This window comes from Phocaeicola barnesiae DSM 18169 = JCM 13652 (assembly GCF_000374585.1).
Taxonomy (GTDB): domain Bacteria; phylum Bacteroidota; class Bacteroidia; order Bacteroidales; family Bacteroidaceae; genus Phocaeicola; species Phocaeicola barnesiae.
Genome location: NZ_KB894651.1, coordinates 118,829 through 135,985, shown reverse-complemented (window position 1 = coordinate 135,985; position 17,157 = coordinate 118,829). Strand labels below are relative to the sequence as shown.

Sequence of the window (17,157 nt, the reverse complement as noted above, 5' to 3'; positions counted from 1 at the left end):
ATGTATAACTTAATTATTGACAAAGACAAATGAAGAAAATGATGCTTATGGCGGCGTTCATCGCCGCAATGACCCATGCCCATGCGCAGAAAGTCGTGGAGGAGACCGACCTGAAGGAGAAGGTGGAAACGGCTGTGCCGGAAGATACGGGGGATGATGGCACAAAACGCAGCCCGTCCACCGGCGACCTGTTCGACGGGCTGACACGCCCGATAACCTTTGACCGCATGATACCTCCCTATGCGCTGGAGGTCACGTTCTACAAGACCGTCCACATCATCTTTCCCTCCGCCATCAAGTATGTGGACTTGGGTTCCGCCGACATCATCGCGGGCAAGGCGGACGGTTCGGAAAACGTGCTGCGCGTGAAGGCCGCCCTGCGCGACTTCTCCCGCGAGACCAATCTGGCGGTGATAACCGAAGACGGGAGCTACTACACCTATAACGTGAAGTATGCCGACGAGCCGACCAAGCTGAACATCGAGATGAAGGACTTCCTGCATGACGGGGAAGCGGTGAACCGCCCGAACAACTCTCAGGAAGTTTACCTGAAGGAGCTGGGCAGCGAATCGCCCCTGCTGGTGCGGCTTATCATGAAGTCCATACACAAGGACGACAAACGGCTGGTGAAGCATATCGGCTGCAAGCGGTTCGGCATCCAGTCCGTGCTGAAGGGCATCTACACGCACAACGGGCTGCTCTACTTCCATACGGAACTGAAGAACTCGACCAACGTGCCGTTCACGGTGGACTTCGTGTCGTTCAAGGTGGTGGACAGGAAGGTGGCGAAGCGTACCGCCATTCAGGAGCAGGTCATCGTGCCGCTGCGTGCCTACAACTACGTGACGGAGGTCGGCGGCAAGAGCCGGGAGCGCACGGTGTTCACCCTGCCCAAGTTCACCCTGCCCGACGACAAGCAACTGGTGGTGGAAATCAGCGAGCAGAACGGGGGAAGGCACCAGCAGTTCGTCGTGACCAATGCCGAACTGGTGCGTGCCCGTGTCATCAACGAACTGAAGGTGAAGTAAGATGAAACGGACGCTTTGTATCATCATCAGCATGGCACTGTGCCTTGCCCTTGCGGACAAGGCGCAGGCGCAACGCTGTCTGCCGGGCATGAAGGGGCTTCGGCTGACGGCAGGCATGGCGGACGGCTTCCATTCTTCCGGCAAACGGAACGAGCTGGGCTACCATTTCGGGGTGTCGGTGGATTCCTATGCGAAAAGGTGCGGCAAATGGGTGTTCGGCGCGGAGTACCTGCAAAAGTACCATCCGTACAAGGATATACGTCTGCCGGTGTCGCAGTTCACGGCGGAGGGCGGCTACTATTACAACTTCCTCTCGGATGCGAACAAGGTGTTCCTCTGCTACGTGGGCGGCTCGGCAATGGCGGGCTATGAAACGGTGAACTGGGGCGAGAGCCTGCTCTATGACGGGGCACGCATCACGGACGATGACGCCTTTGTCTATGGCGGCGCGGTATCGCTGGAGATAGAAACCTACATCACCAACCGGACGGTGCTGCTGCTCCATGCGCGTGAACGCTGCCTGTGGGGTGGCGACACGGGAAACTTCCACTTCCAGTTCGGGGTGGGGCTGAAATTCATATTGGACTAATAAACACTCAATAAAATGAAAAGAATGACTGAACTGATTTTTACCGCCGGCTTCGTACTGATAGCCGCTGTACTGCTATGCGCCTGTTCGGACAAACTGGACATCCGGCAGGCATACGAGTTTGACTTGGCGACACTGCCCGTGCAGACCGACATCGTACAGGGCGAGGAAGCCGAAATACGCTGCCAGCTGGTGCGTAGCGGCAGATATGAGGAAACGGAGTATTTTATCCGCTATTTCCAGCCCGACGGGAAGGGCGAGCTGCGCATGGAGGACGGCACGGTACTGGCTCCCAACGACCTCTACCCGTTGCCGGGCGATACTTTCCGGCTTTATTACAGGTCGCTCTGCACCGACCAGCAGACGATTGACATCTACATCGTGGATTCATTTGGTCAGACGGTAACCAAGAGTTTTTCGTTCAACAGTGCTACGGCGGAAGGTTCGGAAGATTCAGCCCAACCCGCCATATAAACCGACGGCCATGCTTTATCTTGTTATCGCTTACTTGACGCTTCTTGCCGCGACAGGATGTTGCATCGGGCGTTCCATACGCCATGCGCCGACGGACACCGAACTTTGGGGAGAAGAAACGGACTGACTTTCTTTATCTCCTATAATATATGGAAAAGGTCAGGGCTTTTATCTGCTCTGACCTTTTTCTGTTCCATGCCTGTACCGGTTATCGGACTTGCAGGCGGTCGATAGGCAAGTATTGTTCCAGCCATTCCCTTACGTGCTTCATGTTGTACTCGGAAGTGATGACTGCCGTATGGTCGTTTATCGGGGTGAAGCGTGTGGACTCGTAAGTATCGACCCATTCCTTCAGCGTGGAAACTCCCCATGTATCGGTGTCCTCAAACATGCCGTCCAAAACCCGGATGGGTTCGCTGAAAGTGATTATCAGCGTGTCATAACTGCCATTCATCGCTGTGCCTCCTTTCTTCCTTTTTCCGATAACCATCCGTCACGCTTGCGGCGGCAGTCCTCCAAAGTCGGAGCCACGCAGGAGAACAGCTCTCCATCGGATGCCCTGTAATCGTATTGCACCAGCGTGCGTTTTCTTCTTCCGATGCCGGTCTGGAACTTCTCGAACTGTTCCGAACCTGCCTTCCGGCAGGTCGAAACTCCGTTTTCCGTCATTCTTGTAGTCATAATGCAATTTGCTAAAATTCAACAATCAACAATCGGTTTTCCATGCACCTTGCCGGGTCTGACGCCATCCTCTGCGTGAGCCACAGATGGTGGCTGCCATATCCGAAGGCAAAGAAGCGGTTGAACACCTTGCTCCGGGCGAACACTTCCATCAGTCCGCGAAGTTCCTGCTCGTCCTTTGTGAGTGTCACGGAGTTGATGAACTTAATCAACGTATCGGGTATGCGTTCATCCCACCCGAAAATCATGCTTTCAATCTTTACGTCCATAATCATTTGGTGTTATATGTGTGAATAATCAGAATAGACTTAACTGCTGCGGAGCGGTATAGCGGCGCTTTACCTCCTGTAATCCGGCTTTCAGCCTGCGGATATACTTCGGGTTGTAGTTCCCCCTGTCTGTCAGGGAGCGGCGTTCCGCATCATTATAGATTCTTTCCAACTGGCGGATGCCGCTCGCTACCGCTTCCTTGTAATCGGCAATGGGTTCCTCCCATACCGAAGGGCGGCTGCCGCCTCCTGCCGTGCCGGTACACCAGCCCACCGTAACGACATACATGCCGTTCACGGACTGGCCGATGTGTATTACGTTGGAATTGTCCAGCCGGATTTCTTCCACGATGGGCAACATGCCGCTTATCCACCCGTATTCGTTAAACTGCCTGTCCACATAGCCGAAAATGAGCCTGCGTTCGTAGGTGTTCACATTCAGTACAACGTGATGCACACTTTCACCGAAACCCTCGAAGTAGGCGGTCTGTTCCTTGTCATCTTCTTGGATTGCCCGGATATAGCGGGAAACAATGTGCTGTTCACGCCTGCAAGCATGGTATTCCGTCAAAGCCTGTAACTTTTCCTCTTTCGTCATTTGGGATAATGTTTTCATACGCCTTTCTTCTTTTAGGTGGTTAAAATTCTTTGGAAAAGGTGTGCAGGGATTTTTTCATCCCATGCACACACAATCGTTTCAAATGTAATGTTCATACTGTTTCATTTTTAATCCGTATCCCTATCTGATATATCTTTCCAGATACTCTTCCTTTACGGCAAGGGCTTCGGCGTAGATACTCAGCTGGGCTGCAAACCTGCTTTGGTAATAGCTTCTCTCCATGTCGTTCTTCGACAATCTGATATGTTCCTTAATATCACTCAAATGCCTTTTTACGATATGGCTGTAATAGTAAAGTTTTCTTCTATCCATACTACATAAGATTATAATGTCAGACCATGATTTTTAGAATTTCTCTCCAATATATAGGCTCCACCTCGCTGAGAAGGAAGTCTATAAAATCTTTTCTCGCTTCTTTGCACAATTCCCAGAAAAGTTTCTCAAAGACGGTAATATTACCGTTCAGATAAGTTTCTACCATGTACACGAAAATGTTGTCCACCTCATAATACTTGCATTGCTGCGCGATAGTCTTGCTGTACCGTTTCATAATGATGTGATGTTAGAGAGTTAATAACCAGACCACGAAAGCAACAACCAAAACAAACGTAAGCAGGAACACAAGGCAGCCCCACAGGAAACGGACTACACCCGTAAGGAAGTTCCACACGAGCCACAACCCGATGAACCACACAAGGACGGAACCGCCGTACAGACCGGTGCAGATTGCCGCAAGGATGAACCTCACCGCCACTCCCAAGAATTTATGCAGAGGCAGATTGGGAAGCGACTTATTTCCATTTGTTTCTCTTGTTGCTTTCATAATCACGACATTTTTTTTATGCATTGACGAGTTGGGTGAGCTGACTTATTTCGTAAGCTGGGCAAAGGACAGGGTTTTGCAGAAGCAAATTTTTTCGCCAGAATACTACCTGAGCCTGCGAAGTGTGGAGATTGTGGAGAAAAAATTTGATTAGTCCGTCAAAACCCGAAATTACCTTTGCGCACGTAATAAGTCAGCTTACCCCACTTCTCAATCGCACTCCGTGGAGTGATGGGGAATGAAAGCGGCAAGAGAAACATTCCACAGGGGCTTTGATTTTTTTCTGCAATGGACTTTTTCCAAAGGAGGTTTTTAAGGAAGGCAATGGATTATTGACTTTATTTTCTTACCTTTGTGCCAGCGGTGCAAATAGTATCGTGGTAATGTTGTTCATTTACCGGCATCCAGAAATCGCCAATTTCAAAACACGAAGGTAAATGAACCGGGTAGGTTATACCTTGACGTAACCTGCCGGTTCACTTCGTGTTAAGCGTTTGGCGATGCTTTGGGTGCAGTGGCCGGCAGCGTTACGTCATTTTAATTATAAATATAACCGAAGATGATGGAATTACAAGCTACGCCTTTGGAGGGCATCGTCCGTTCTTCCGACGGAACACTCTTTTACCTGTTTCCTATTCAAGACATGTCTACTTTGCAGACCGTAAGAGGTCATCTTGCCTGCGCCATTGACGTGCTGAGCAATCAGGAAGAAAGCTCGCCGGAGCAACGTCTGGAGGCAATACGCACGTTGAACAGCCTTGTGGCGGCATTGAGCGTACATGACGGAGACCATTATAGTGCCATTGATTCCGCCCTCGAAGGCGGCGCCCCAAATCTATAAGTCGCCCAAGCCGTTTTTGTGAGTTGCCCAACTCATTCTGCCGAGTTGCCCGACTTGTCGGGCTGAGTTGCCCAACTCAGCACTTTGGGTTGCCCGACTTGTGGAAACGCCGGAGGCAACGGTTTTCTTTTTTATCCTTTCTCTGTCTTTACTGTCCGTCCCAAGAACAGGCCGGTAACGGAGTTGGCTCCAAGCTGCATCAGCCTGCGTTTCATCTGCGTGAAGTTCTCGCCGGTGGACACAATGTCGTCCACGAGGAACACATCGCGTCCCTGAAAACAGGCGGGGTGGAATATGAGGTTGGAGAGCTTGTCAAGGCCGTGAGTGCCTTTCATCTGCTCACGGTCTTCCCTTATCCACGTGGCACGGAAGCCGTCGGTGATTTTCAGGCGGCGTGAAAGGAGGCTGCAAAACCGGGCGAAACGCGCGGCGTTGCGCTCACGGGTAGCCGCCGGGATGGGGATGAGTACGGCATTGGCAGCCTTTTCCTTGTAGAAAGGCATACGGGCGATGCAGAGGGAGAAGATTTTGGCGACGAGGGCCGCCTGCTGCCCCTCCTTGATTAATAAACAAGTATATCTTTGAACATATTAGAAGATGATATAATTTTATTTATAATCTTATTTTGCTCTATTTTCAGCCTTGATGTATTTATTTCATATAAGTCTAAAACTGTATAAATCCCTTCAAACAAAAACTCTAATGCGCATTTATTAGGGTTAGATTGCTCCATTATAAATTTATAAGGTAAAAATATGGTGTATTCAATGTCTTTCTCCTTTTTGAAAATAGTTGGTCCACATATTTCATTTGTTAATAATTCTTTTTTTGCAGATATACGGAACATTAATTCATATTCTGTTCCATAAGATTGTTCAAATTTAGGATTCATTTCTACTAATTTAGACACTTCTTCTGATAAAAAGCGTTGAAATGATGAACTAAAGGGGAATGAAATCCCAGCTTGTATATAAAGTTGTCCAAAATATATTTTCATACTAATGATTTCCATTTTTAGGTTTGAAACTTTTTTTGATTACCTTTTGGCATCTCTCCTATTTTATCGTAATACGGTTGTAATCGTGCTATTTCTGCACTTTTTGCTTCTAAAGTTGTTGTTATACTTAAATCTTCCACAATAAGCCCTTCTACATTGCCCATAGATTCCAAAATAGCGCGCAACTCATTTCCGTGAGTTGCCCGACTCATGGAACGAGTCAGGCAACTTGCTCTTAAAAACAGGCATCATAGGGGAAGAATTGGTGTACAAAATCGCTGTTGACGGACAGCCGGTGCTTCTTCTGCGCCGTTATCCACTTTTCTATCTGTGATTTGTTTGTTGCCATGTTTCTTATTTTTTAGTTGTATGAAATGAATGTCTGGTTGTCCGAAGCGTTGAACACGACAAGGACTTCGGGCTGCTTCTCTTTCAACCGTTTGTATTCGCACAAGGAGTTGAGCACCCACTCGCGGAACAGCTTCGTACAATAGGTGTTGATGCGGAAGCTGAGAAAAATGACGGCCTCCAGATTGTAGTAGGTAACGTATAGCTTATCCTGCTTCTCCGTAATGGTCGCTTCACTTTCATTCAGGATACGCGACTTGAAGATGGAGCGCATATTGGCATCTATCGTCTGGATGAATACTCCGAACAGGCGGGCAAGCTCGTGCTTGGTGAGCCATACGTTGCCGTTCTCCAACTTGACACTGACTGTGGGGTGGCGGTTGATGTCCTCCAGCCCGGTAATGGTGATGTTTCCTCTGTGTAGCATAGGGGTATCGTTTTTTAATTGTGAGACAAATATAATGGATTTAGCCCACCTTTTGCGGTGTTCCACCCTGCATAGTTCTTAATTTACGTTCCAATACATTCATGTCATGACTCAGCTTCCTATCCACGACACGCGCATAGATTTGTGTGGTCTGGATGTTGGTATGGCCGAGCATTTTCGACACACTTTCAATGGGTACACCTTTTGTCAGGCAAATTTCGGTCGCGAACGAATGACGTGCAAGATGATAGGTTATTCGCTTGTTTATCTGGCAAATAGCTGCTATTTCCGCCAAATATTCATTCATCTTTTGATTACTGATGACCGGCAAAAGTTTACCGTTCTTTGTCTTGCCTTCGTATTTGGCAAGAATCTCCAAAGGAATGGGCAGCAAGGGGATAAGAGATTCCACTCCAGTCTTCCCTCTGTCCTTCATAATCCACTTCTTGCCGTCCACCCCGATTTTGATGTCTTCGGCGGTCAGCGTATAGATGTCGCAATACGGCAGACCGGTATAGCAACTAAAGATGAAGGCGTCGCGCACGTGTTCCAACCGTTTCGACTGAAACTCCTTGTGGTAAATCGTGTCGATTTCTTCCTGCGTCAGATAGCCTCGGTCGGTCTTGTCGAAGTTGAAGCGGAAATTGTTGAACGGGTCAAGAAAAGACAGGCCGCTTTTCTGCGCGAACAACAAAATCGTGTGGAAACGCTGCACAAACTTCATGGCTGTATTGTTGCTCACCTCGCATTGTTCCCTCAAATACAGGTAGAAGTTCTCAATGTGAGTAACGGTAATTTCCTTGATGGGAATATCCGAAATGTTATATTCGCTTTTCAGGAACTCTATCATCCGCTGCTTGGTCAGCTCATAGCGTGAGTAGGTCTTTTGTGTGGCGGTCTTGCCGACTTTTTTGGCATACTGTTCATTATGTTGGGTAAAGTAGCTTATCAGCGTCTTTTCCTTTTCCTCCAATCCCAAAAAGGCATTGCGGATTTTTTCAGGTAGGGCATAGCCATCCGTATTCATCATACGTGTATAGTGCATGGTGATAGCCGCCCGGATTTCATCGAGTGTCTTGTTCAGTGAGGATACTCTGAGGTTTTCTTTTTTCTCCGCACTCTGCTTATTGACAACCGCCCGCCCGAGTTTCGTATCCCAATTATCGGGATGAACATCCAGCTTGCTGCTGAACTGCACTTGGTCGCCGTCCACCGTGATGCGTACCATGATAACCACATAACCGTTTTTCTTCGGCTCGTTCTTCTTCAGATAAAAGAGAATTTTGAATGTCGATTTCATACCGTAACATTTTATCGTTTGCAAAAGTAATTTTCTCTGTCCAAAGTTACGGTGACAATCGAATGCCAATATTCGACAAATGAGCGATTTACCCTCAAAATCGTTACGGTTTTTGCGGTAACGGAATACCGTAACGATTTAGTAACGACGAATCTTCATAGGGTGGCTTTTTAAGGTCATTTTCCTGTCGCTACAGGGTAAGAAAAAAGCTCCCTAACCTTTTGGATTAGAGAGCTTTGTCTTTGTTTGTCAGGAGTTTGTCTTTACTCCCCAGTGATCCGCTTGGGGCTCGAACCCAAGACCCCAACATTAAAAGTGTTGTGCTCTACCTGCTGAGCTAGCGAATCAAACCTGTGTTGCAGTCATTTCCTGATTGCGAGTGCAAAGGTAGTGCTTTCTTTTGAATCTGCAAAACTTTTCGTGATTTTTTTTCTGAAAAAGTGAATAAATCGCTTTTTAAAGGCTTGGTATACTCTTTTTAAGAGCCTAACCAATACTTGGCTTTCGGTAAATAAGAGAGTAACCACACTATGATAAAGGATGTAAGAAAGCTACATAAGGTAATTACGGGTACCTGATAATATACACGTCCTAAGGTATCTTCCAGTAGTTCTCTGTATAAGTTGATAAAAATCATATGGCTGAGGTATACCGCATAGCTTAATAAAGAGAAACGGGTGATGAAATGTCCGATTGCGTTGTTTCCTTTCCATCGGATACGGCTGACCAGTGAAAAGACTGCATATGCCATAATTGCAATGTTTATTCCGCAGAAACGCCAGCATACTTCCAAGTCACTCATGGAGCTTACACGAGGGAGGCGGTATTGGTAGATACAGACCGTGACCAGGTATCCCGTAATCAGCATAATCAGGGAGGTACGTATGGAAAGCGGTCCGTAACGGCGGATGTAGTGTCCGAGCAGAAAGTAGCCGACAAACCCTGTGAAATAATGCAGCATCGGAGTCGGATTCCAGAAACATTCACCCAGAACGAGCGGAAAATACAGGTGGATGTAGGGGAGGCACGTAGTGAATAGCCATAATCCCAGGTAGGCCTGGAGCTGTTTCCGGCTACATTGCTGGAGCCATGGGGAAAGGACGGGAACCAGCAGGTAGAGGCCGAGAAGCATGTAAACGAACCAAAGGTGTCCTATTTCGGTACCGAAATTGACCGGAATGTGACAGATGTTCAGCAGACATTCCTGCCACGTATCGCCCCGCTGGAACATGTAATAAATGGCATAGACGATGCACCAGCAGACGAAAGGGAAGAGAACGCGGGTGAAACGCCGTCGGAAAAAAGTGCTGGTCTTTTCCCGAAGCGGTAGAAGAAAATAACCGGAAATCATGACAAACAGAGGAACTTCAATGGGAGTCAGGCTGTTTATCCATCCTACAATAGGGGTATCTGCGTTGCGGACAATCGTCAGGTCCGGATAGGCATAGTACGGTTCGATGACATGTTGCCAGATGACCAGGAAACAGGCCAAGGTACGGAGTAAATCGAGGGCGAACAGCCTGTTGGGCGCCGGAGCGTGCGGGGTGGGAGGCGTTTTCATATCGGTTATCTTTAAGGTATTCATTGACTTGCTTAGAATACCTTAAAGATAGGAACTCTGTGGGTTCTGGCATTTGCCCTGTGTCAAAATCGGCCGAAGGGCTTCAAATCCAGGTGAGTTTCTTCCAGATTCGTTCCAACGGTCCCTGCTTATGGCTGGAGAGCCAGAAACGGCTGAACAACATTTGAATGATGACAATTACTATTCCGATAAGCAGACAGACAGTAGCCCCGGTATATCGGTAGAGGCCTAGTCCGAAACCATAGAACAGGGTAATTCCAATGATGGACTGAGTGATGTAATTGGTCAGACTCATCCGTCCGTAAGGAATGAACAGACGTTGGAAGCCATAGCCTTTTTCCTTGCTGAACCAGGCAAGAACGAAACATCCGGCCAGTACGGTCATCAGTAGGAAATTGGAGATGGACGAGGTCGCGATTTCCAACGGCATATTGAGGGCGGCATTGCCTCCGGTCCAGTCTGGATAGGAAATCTTGAGCAGATAGAAAGGTATAAATAGCAGGACGGCTCCTCCAATCAGTCTTTTCCACCACATAATCGACTGTTGGCTTTTCACGAACAGTTGTAGTCTGCCTGCTACCAGACCGAACAAGAAAAGACCGCCTATCTGACAGATACGTCCGTTCTCTATCTGCCACAGGTTACCGTAGAGTTGTCCGTAAGTGATGTTCGACTGTACTACTTCCAGAAAACTTCCGCTTTCCATGACCGGTTTGGCCAGGCTGGCGAACTTCATCCAGTGATTCCCGTATTCGATGAAAGGAATTCCGTTGGCTGTAAGTAGCAGACGTATCCATTCCAACGGTTGCAGAATCAGCAGGATAGCCAAAGCTAAAACGGTCCGTGTCTGACAACGGCATACGGCAATGAGGAGTAATCCCATGACGGCATACAGGAACAGGATATCGCCGTTGTAGAATAGGGAGTGCAATTGCGAGAACATCACCAGCAGTAGCATTCGCCAGGCGAAGCGTCCACGGAAAGGAATCCCCCTGCGTTGCGCATTGTCATATTGGATGAAGAAACTGAATCCGAAAAGCAGTGAGAAGGCCGAGAATGCTTTCCCTGCCAACAGAAACCAGGTAGTCTGCCAGATACCTTTATCGATTGTGGTCAGCCATTGGGGAGCATTTTCCGGTATGAAGTAGAGATTGTAATGTTCTAGGCAGTGGATGATGACGATGGCACAGAGGGCGATTCCACGCAGGGCGTCCACCACTTCCAGACGCTCGTTTTTCCGGATTCCGGTAGAAGATGTCGGTTGTTGAATGTTTGTCTTTAGTTGTTGTTCCATAGTTCAGATAGTTTGGGCGCAAAGATAATTATTGTTAGGGAATGAAACAAGTTTCCATGATTTAAGATTCATGTTCTATGGAGATTGTCCGTTCATTTGATCGATTTCTTCACTTGGCTTGAAGATTGCCTGATACCAAATGGGATAGAGTCAACCTCTTTTGTCATTGAACCTCACTCGGTGGAATACCGAATTGCCGTTTAAAGCTCCGTGAGAAGTTAGCCAGTGAGGAAGCCCCTACCTTGTAACATACTTCGCTTACTGTATAATTGCCGGACTTGAGTAGCTGCATGGCTGTATTCATCCGGTAAGTGATGAGGAAATTCTGCGGTGTCTGTCCGGTGAGTGATTTGATTCTGGCATACAGGCTACTGTAACTCATCCCCAGTTCCTTGGCCAGTAGATTGATACTGAACTCCTCATCGTCCAGGTGCTGATCCAGCTGTGCATGAAGTTTCTCCAGAAAAGTATGGTCATGCTCATTCAGCATGGTTTCGTGTATCTTTTCTTGGGAAATATGTCCGGAAGTGAGATTCTGGATGATTCGCTGTATTTTTTGCCGGTTGGCTAAAAGGTTTTCTACTACCGCTTTCAGGTAAAACGGGTCGAAAGGTTTACCTACATAAGCGTCTGGGCCACAATCTAATCCTTGAATGTTGCTTTGGGTGTCACTTTTAGCTGTGAGCAGAACGACTGGAATGTGTCCCCATTCAGTACTTGCTTTGATGATCCGGCATAATTCGTAGCCGTCTTTATGAGGCATCACTATATCGCTTAGTATGAGGTCCGGCACATTCAAAGCCAGGCATTCCAGCACTTCTTCTCCATTGGATACCGCCATGATATGGTAATCCTGATTTAACAATCTCTGCAAGTAATTGCGTACCTCCATATTGTCCTCAGCTATTACCAGAGTTGCCTTTTTCTCTTTGGAGGACTGGTCGGTACTGGACGGATTAGGGAGTATTGAAGTTGTAGTAAAAAAAGATGTATTATCGGCGAACTCGTCTTTGTGGTATGCTTCCCGGTGGATAGGAAACTCTACGATAAAACAGGAACCTTGTGGCACATTGGGCTTATATGTAAAGCTTCCTTTATGTAGATGAGCCAACTGTTGTGCATAGTGTAGGCCGATACCCGATCCGGCCACATTCATTTTGGTATCGAGTCGGTTGAAACGTTTGAAGATGTTTTCTTTTTTTTCGGGTGGGATACCTATGCCGGTATCTTTGACCTCGATGTACGCATGTTGCTTGTCGGTATGAATGTATACAGTGATGTGTCCACCATCAGGCGTATATTTGATGGCATTACTGATCAGGTTATAGAGTATTTTTTCTATCTTTTCCGCATCAAAATATCCGTCCTCTACTTCTTCATGCCGGACTTCCAGCGTGATGTCTCTTTGGTGGACAATGAACTGGAAATTTTCGGTCAAAGAACAGATGAATGTTCCGATGTTTCCGGATGTTACGTGTAGTTCTTTTTCTTCTTTCTCACTCTTGTTTGAATCGACAATCTGTCGTGATAGTTGAAGTAGCCGTTCGGCATTCCGCTGCATGGTGTTCAGCAGTTGGCGGCTGCTTTCGTCCAAACGTTGTGTACTAATTCCTTGAGGGGAGCATAGGTGAGTGACAGCGGAGTACGGAACTCGTGTGAAATGTTTGTTACGAAATCGATGTGTTCCTGGTTCATTTCTTTCTGCCGTTCAGCGAGTGCAAGTCTTTCCTGCTGTACCCTCCAGCGTACAATAATCCAGATGGACAGCCCGGTAAGTGCGATACCCAACAGCCAATAGGACGTAATGGCCCATGGGCTTTTCCAAGGTGCGGGCTGGATATGTATATTCATGCTCAGCTCGTTTTTCCCCCATTCTCCGTTGAGCTTTCTGACTTTTACTTTGAACGTGTAGTTCCCTGAGGGTAGGTTGGAATACGTCACCCGCTTGTTTGTCCCTGCATTGATCCATTTTTTATCGAATCCTTCCAATTGATAGGCATAGTTTAGTGAGGCTCCATATTTGAAATCCAGTCCAGAGTACCAGAATGTAATCATGTTGTCACGATAGTCAAGCAGAAGACGATCCGGAAGATTTCGGATAACCTGATTGCCTACGATGACAAGGTCCAGGTTGAGTGGAATTTCTTCGGCTTCTTCGGCTTGCTTGTCAGGATATACAACGGTAATACCTCCAGAACCTCCAAAGTAAATGGCACCGTTAGGGGCTATGGCACAACAGTTTATTCCATAAAGGTTACCTTTTGTGAAACGTTTGTCATAAACGCAGGAGAAAATGTCGTTTTGTACATCATATTTAGTGATATGGGTGGAAGTACTGAACCAGATGTTTCCGTTCTTATCTTCGATGACTGATTTTATATTGTTTTCAATCAGTCCGGATGTTGTGTCAAATCGTTTGATTTCATGGGTCTGAGGGATATATTTGATGAATCCCGTGTTGTAGGTACCAATCCAATAGGTACCTTTGGGGTCTACCGTGATTGTATTGGGATTAGCTACGAACAAACTGTCCAGAGGTATGAACTGCTGGTCGTCTCCGAACTTATAGATACCGTTGGAGATTGTGAACAGGATCATGCTCCGTGTCGGTTTCAAGGTCCTCAGTTGAGAGAAAGAGATTCCGTTAGGGACATACTGATAGGTAAAGTCTCCATTAGGGGTCAGGATGGCAAAGCGGTCTGATAGGGTTGCCCATATTCTTCCCGATTTGTCTTCACTGATAGAAAACACATTGTTCGGAAATGAATAGGTCCGTTTCAGGTTTAGTTTTCCCTGTTGGGTGGAATACTGTCGAACTTCTAAATAATTATTTATAATCCAGATATCGTTGCGGCTGTCTATGAACAGATTTCCAAAAAAGAGATCTGTTTTCCAATGAGACACAATCTGATCGGACTGTATATTGTAACAGATGATGTCTTTACTGCTGCGTATCCATAGAAAGCCCTCCTGATCGAAAGCAAGGTCTTTGATGAAAGGGTCTTTCATGGATTCCTGTACGGAGGAAAGATTGCTGTATGTCAATTGGGCCGGATAATATTGGAAGTCATCCTTTTGATTAGACAGCCATATCCCGTTATGTGAATCGATATAGCATACATAGGTCTTGTCTTTTAATTTCTGATGGGTATGGATATGGAGCAGGCTGTCCTGTTGGTTGTTGTAATAATAGATTCCTTCATTGGCTATACCGATAAGTAATCCGCCTTGCTGATAAGGCTGCAGGAAATGTATTCTCTTCTGTCTGCTTAGTTGGTTCAGGGAGAAAGGAATTTCCAATCGTTTCTTGGAACGGACATCGTAGCACAATAGTCCTTGGTCTGTTGTTACCCACATTCTTTTCTGTTTGTCCTCCATAAGATGCTGGATGCTGACATCAGGGGGGCAACTGATGGTCTGCAATAGCTTCAAATCCTTATTGAGGATATTTATTTTGTTTGCATGAATCTGTGTATTGGCTGTCCATATCTGTTGCTCGGAAGAAATGATGATTGGCCGTATGATACCCATTCCTTCCTTGGAAAAGTAGACTTCTTCTTTTAGGGTGTGCTTGTTGACTTTGGCAATACCTTTCCGGTCTGTGATGATGAGTGAGTTTCTGTCCAGATCCAGAATACGGCCGATGGGATTGAATCCTACCTGCTGGAGATGCCTGAACCTGTTGTTCTCCCAAACGCATAAGCCACATTCGTTCGACATCCATAACCGCTGGTCAGAATCAAACAATAGATTTGAAGTATAGTCACTGTTTAAGGCCGTTGAATCTTTTTGCGCATAGAAGATGGCATAATTGGAACGTTGTACCGGTTGAGACCATGATTGGTTCCTATCCAGATATATCCTTGGGAGTCTTCAGCAAAGGAAGTGATGAAGTTACTTGAGATGTTCCCAAACAAAAATGCTTGGGCATACAGACTGGATTTTGGCGTAGCCAGTAATGTTATGCAGGCGTAGAATATCAAATAAAGGAAGCTTCTCATGTCGGTGTGTTTTTCAATTGCAAGTTTAGGTAGAATAGGTAAATTTTCCAAGAAAAGTACCAGTAAAAATGCATTTAAGGAGAAAATGAAGATTTTGAAAACTATTATAAAGAAATTGACAAGTGCATTTGTAATTGTTGATAAGAGCCGTCAAGAAGATGAAAAGCTTTTTTCTCCTTTATTTCCTACCTTTATAAGTGTTAATTAAAAGGGGGAAAACTATGAAAACAAGCATTTTAAGTTTGACGAAAGGTGTTTCCTTACTTTGTTTGGGCACCTTGTTGTGTGGGCTTACTGGATGTTCGGGAAAGGCCGAACAGAAGGTGGATGTACAGGATGAGCAACAGTTATTCATCGGTGATTCCATTGCGATTGCGCAAACCAAGTACGGAAAGGTAAAGGGTATATATTAAGAGGTGTATATACCTTTTGTGGAATTCCTTATGGAGCCAGTACTGCCGGTGAGAACCGCTTTATGCCACCTAAAGAACCGGAACCTTGGGAGGGAATCCGACCGGCTGTATTTTGGGGTGACACGGCACCTCAGATTACGGAAGGAAAATACCGTAACAGTTACAGTACGTTTACAGACCATTGGAATTATTATGACGTAAGTGAGGATTGCCTGATGTTGAATGTATGGACACCAGGATTGACCGACGGAAAGAAACGTCCGGTGTTGGTATGGCTTCATGGCGGAGGCTTTACAAATGGGAATGCTATTGAACAGGACGGTTATAAAGGGGAAAATATCAGCCGTTATGGCGATATTGTGTTTGTATCAATGAATCATCGGCTGGGTCCTATCGGTTTCAGTGATTTTTCAGGGGTGGATAACAAGAAATTTGCCGAGTCCGGTAACGTCGGTATATTGGATTTGGTAGCAGGTTTGAAATGGGTACACGAAAATATAGAACAATTCGGAGGCGATCCGAATAATGTAACTATCATGGGACAGTCTGGTGGTGGCGCCAAAGTCTTTAGTGGCTATGGCTGAAACAAAAGGGCTTGTGCATAAGGCAGTTGCATTAAGTGGGAATACCACGGGAGCCATTGATAAGAACTACAGTTCTTCTTTGGGGAAATTTATATTGAAAGAAGCGGGCTTGAAACCCTCTGAAATGAACAAACTTCAAGAGATGCCATGGCTGGGTTATATTGCTTTGGCTAATCGTGCAGCGGCTAAGTATAACGAACAGAACGGAGGAAATGGAATGATGCGTGGAGCCTTTGGACCGGTGGGTGATGGTTTCCATGTTCCGATGGATATTTTTTATTCGGATGCACAGGCTCCGTCCAGTAAGGTTCCTATGCTGTTCTGTACCACAACGTGTGAGTTCTCTATAAGCCGTGACAATGCTGAATTGGAGAAAATAGACCGGAAACAGCTGGTAGAATGGGTGAACAAACTGAAAGGCGGTAATGGAGAGGGGATTGTTGCTGCTTATGAAAAGGCGTTTCCAGACAAAAAGCCTATTGAACGGTTAGGCTTGATTATGAGCGCCCGTGATAAGGTGATAGCTACTGCCAATGCCAAAGCGACTCAGGCTGCTCCTGTTTATCTCGCATGGTTCGGGTGGAATCCTCCTTTGTTTGATGGACGTATGCGTGCGTTCCATTGTCTGGATATCTGTTTTTGGCTGAAGAATACAGATTTGATGCTGACTCATACCGGCGGTGGTAAACGTCCGCGCGATCTTTCTATCAAGATGACCGATGCCTTGTTAAGTTTCATGCGTACCGGTAATCCTAGTTGTGCAAGTCTTCCGGAATGGCCTGAATATACAGCCGAGAAGGGGGCCACAATGATGCTGAATGATGAATGTAAGGTAGTATACGATCCGGATAGAGAGGCCCGTAAGTCTCTTTCCGAATAAGATGCTT

General features: G+C 46.5%; 20 protein-coding genes, 1 tRNA gene and 2 pseudogenes. 5 read left to right on the top strand and 18 right to left on the bottom strand.

Annotated features, from left to right (window positions below):
• The first annotated feature begins 29 nt into the window (after positions 1-29).
• From traN to C510_RS0110445, 3 genes are read left to right on the top strand one after another with little or no spacing between them, the layout of a single operon-like run.
• Entirely contained in the window at positions 30-1,028 is a 999-nt protein-coding gene (gene traN / locus C510_RS0110455) for a conjugative transposon protein TraN (protein WP_025892396.1), read from the top strand.
• A gap of 1 nt (position 1,029) precedes the next feature.
• Positions 1,030-1,617 carry a conjugal transfer protein TraO gene (locus C510_RS0110450; RefSeq protein WP_018711288.1) on the top strand — a complete coding sequence of 196 codons (588 nt, stop codon included), beginning with the start codon at positions 1,030-1,032 and terminating at the stop codon, positions 1,615-1,617.
• A gap of 15 nt (positions 1,618-1,632) precedes the next feature.
• The gene (locus C510_RS0110445; protein WP_025892397.1) at positions 1,633-2,091 is read left to right on the top strand and encodes a DUF3872 domain-containing protein; all 459 of its coding nucleotides are present in this window, start codon (positions 1,633-1,635) and stop codon (positions 2,089-2,091) included.
• A gap of 208 nt (positions 2,092-2,299) precedes the next feature.
• Here C510_RS0110445 and C510_RS0110440 read toward each other — a convergent pair whose 3' ends face one another.
• From C510_RS0110440 to C510_RS0110410, 7 genes are all read right to left on the bottom strand, one after another.
• Positions 2,300-2,545: a DUF6956 domain-containing protein gene (locus tag C510_RS0110440; RefSeq protein ID WP_018711286.1), complete on the bottom strand. Its 246-nt coding sequence runs from the start codon at positions 2,543-2,545 to the stop codon at positions 2,300-2,302.
• On the bottom strand, positions 2,542-2,772 hold the full coding sequence (locus tag C510_RS0110435; protein WP_025892398.1) for a DUF3873 domain-containing protein: 231 nt from the start codon (positions 2,770-2,772) through the stop codon (positions 2,542-2,544). Before C510_RS0110435 ends, C510_RS0110440 begins: the two co-directional genes overlap by 4 nt.
• 11 nt (positions 2,773-2,783) lie before the next feature.
• The gene (locus tag C510_RS0110430) at positions 2,784-3,041 is read right to left on the bottom strand and encodes a hypothetical protein (protein ID WP_018711284.1); all 258 of its coding nucleotides are present in this window, start codon (positions 3,039-3,041) and stop codon (positions 2,784-2,786) included.
• Between the two features lie 28 nt (positions 3,042-3,069).
• Positions 3,070-3,657 (bottom strand): hypothetical protein, encoded by a 588-nt coding sequence (locus tag C510_RS0110425; protein WP_025892399.1) that lies wholly within the window; start codon positions 3,655-3,657, stop codon positions 3,070-3,072.
• Between the two features lie 123 nt (positions 3,658-3,780).
• Positions 3,781-3,972, bottom strand: a complete 192-nt coding sequence (locus tag C510_RS0110420) for a hypothetical protein (protein WP_025892400.1) — start codon at positions 3,970-3,972, stop codon at positions 3,781-3,783.
• 19 nt (positions 3,973-3,991) lie between these two features.
• Complete coding sequence (locus tag C510_RS0110415; protein WP_025892401.1) at positions 3,992-4,213, bottom strand: hypothetical protein; 222 nt, start codon at positions 4,211-4,213, stop codon at positions 3,992-3,994.
• Positions 4,214-4,222: 9 nt separating this feature from the next.
• Entirely contained in the window at positions 4,223-4,483 is a 261-nt protein-coding gene (locus C510_RS0110410; RefSeq protein ID WP_025892402.1) for a hypothetical protein, read from the bottom strand.
• 562 nt (positions 4,484-5,045) lie between these two features.
• On the opposite strand from C510_RS0110410, the gene C510_RS0110405 reads away from it, so the two are divergent.
• Positions 5,046-5,324 (top strand): hypothetical protein, encoded by a 279-nt coding sequence (locus C510_RS0110405; protein ID WP_018711279.1) that lies wholly within the window; start codon positions 5,046-5,048, stop codon positions 5,322-5,324.
• A 131-nt stretch (positions 5,325-5,455) separates the two neighbouring features.
• On the opposite strand, the pseudogene C510_RS16455 reads toward C510_RS0110405, so the two are convergent.
• The 11 genes and pseudogenes from C510_RS16455 to C510_RS17925 all read right to left on the bottom strand — a co-directional run.
• Positions 5,456-5,884, bottom strand: a pseudogene (locus tag C510_RS16455) (ribonucleotide-diphosphate reductase subunit beta); the annotation flags it as partial.
• Between the two features lie 2 nt (positions 5,885-5,886).
• A complete protein-coding gene (locus C510_RS0110395) occupies positions 5,887-6,336 on the bottom strand; it encodes a hypothetical protein (protein WP_018711277.1) in 450 nt (149 codons plus the stop codon).
• Between the two features lie 2 nt (positions 6,337-6,338).
• Positions 6,339-6,533 carry a hypothetical protein gene (locus tag C510_RS0110390; protein WP_018711276.1) on the bottom strand — a complete coding sequence of 65 codons (195 nt, stop codon included), beginning with the start codon at positions 6,531-6,533 and terminating at the stop codon, positions 6,339-6,341.
• 149 nt (positions 6,534-6,682) lie between these two features.
• Entirely contained in the window at positions 6,683-7,096 is a 414-nt protein-coding gene (locus C510_RS0110385) for a virulence RhuM family protein (RefSeq protein WP_018711275.1), read from the bottom strand.
• A gap of 40 nt (positions 7,097-7,136) precedes the next feature.
• Entirely contained in the window at positions 7,137-8,396 is a 1,260-nt protein-coding gene (locus tag C510_RS0110380; RefSeq protein ID WP_018711274.1) for a site-specific integrase, read from the bottom strand.
• 274 nt (positions 8,397-8,670) lie between these two features.
• Positions 8,671-8,743: transfer RNA gene (locus C510_RS0110375), tRNA-Lys, on the bottom strand.
• A 131-nt stretch (positions 8,744-8,874) separates the two neighbouring features.
• Complete coding sequence (locus tag C510_RS0110370) at positions 8,875-9,957, bottom strand: acyltransferase (RefSeq protein ID WP_018711273.1); 1,083 nt, start codon at positions 9,955-9,957, stop codon at positions 8,875-8,877.
• A gap of 103 nt (positions 9,958-10,060) precedes the next feature.
• Complete coding sequence (locus C510_RS0110365; RefSeq protein ID WP_018711272.1) at positions 10,061-11,272, bottom strand: DUF418 domain-containing protein; 1,212 nt, start codon at positions 11,270-11,272, stop codon at positions 10,061-10,063.
• A gap of 163 nt (positions 11,273-11,435) precedes the next feature.
• Positions 11,436-12,866 (bottom strand): hybrid sensor histidine kinase/response regulator transcription factor, encoded by a 1,431-nt coding sequence (locus C510_RS0110360; RefSeq protein WP_018711271.1) that lies wholly within the window; start codon positions 12,864-12,866, stop codon positions 11,436-11,438.
• Positions 12,839-14,992 carry a ligand-binding sensor domain-containing protein gene (locus C510_RS0110355; protein WP_025892404.1) on the bottom strand — a complete coding sequence of 718 codons (2,154 nt, stop codon included), beginning with the start codon at positions 14,990-14,992 and terminating at the stop codon, positions 12,839-12,841. The genes C510_RS0110360 and C510_RS0110355 overlap by 28 nt, the downstream gene beginning before the upstream one ends.
• 50 nt (positions 14,993-15,042) lie before the next feature.
• Entirely contained in the window at positions 15,043-15,273 is a 231-nt protein-coding gene (locus C510_RS17925; protein ID WP_018711269.1) for a two-component regulator propeller domain-containing protein, read from the bottom strand.
• Positions 15,274-15,494: 221 nt separating this feature from the next.
• Here C510_RS17925 and C510_RS17920 point away from each other — a divergent pair.
• Positions 15,495-17,150: pseudogene (locus C510_RS17920) on the top strand (carboxylesterase/lipase family protein).
• Positions 17,151-17,157 lie beyond the last annotated feature (7 nt).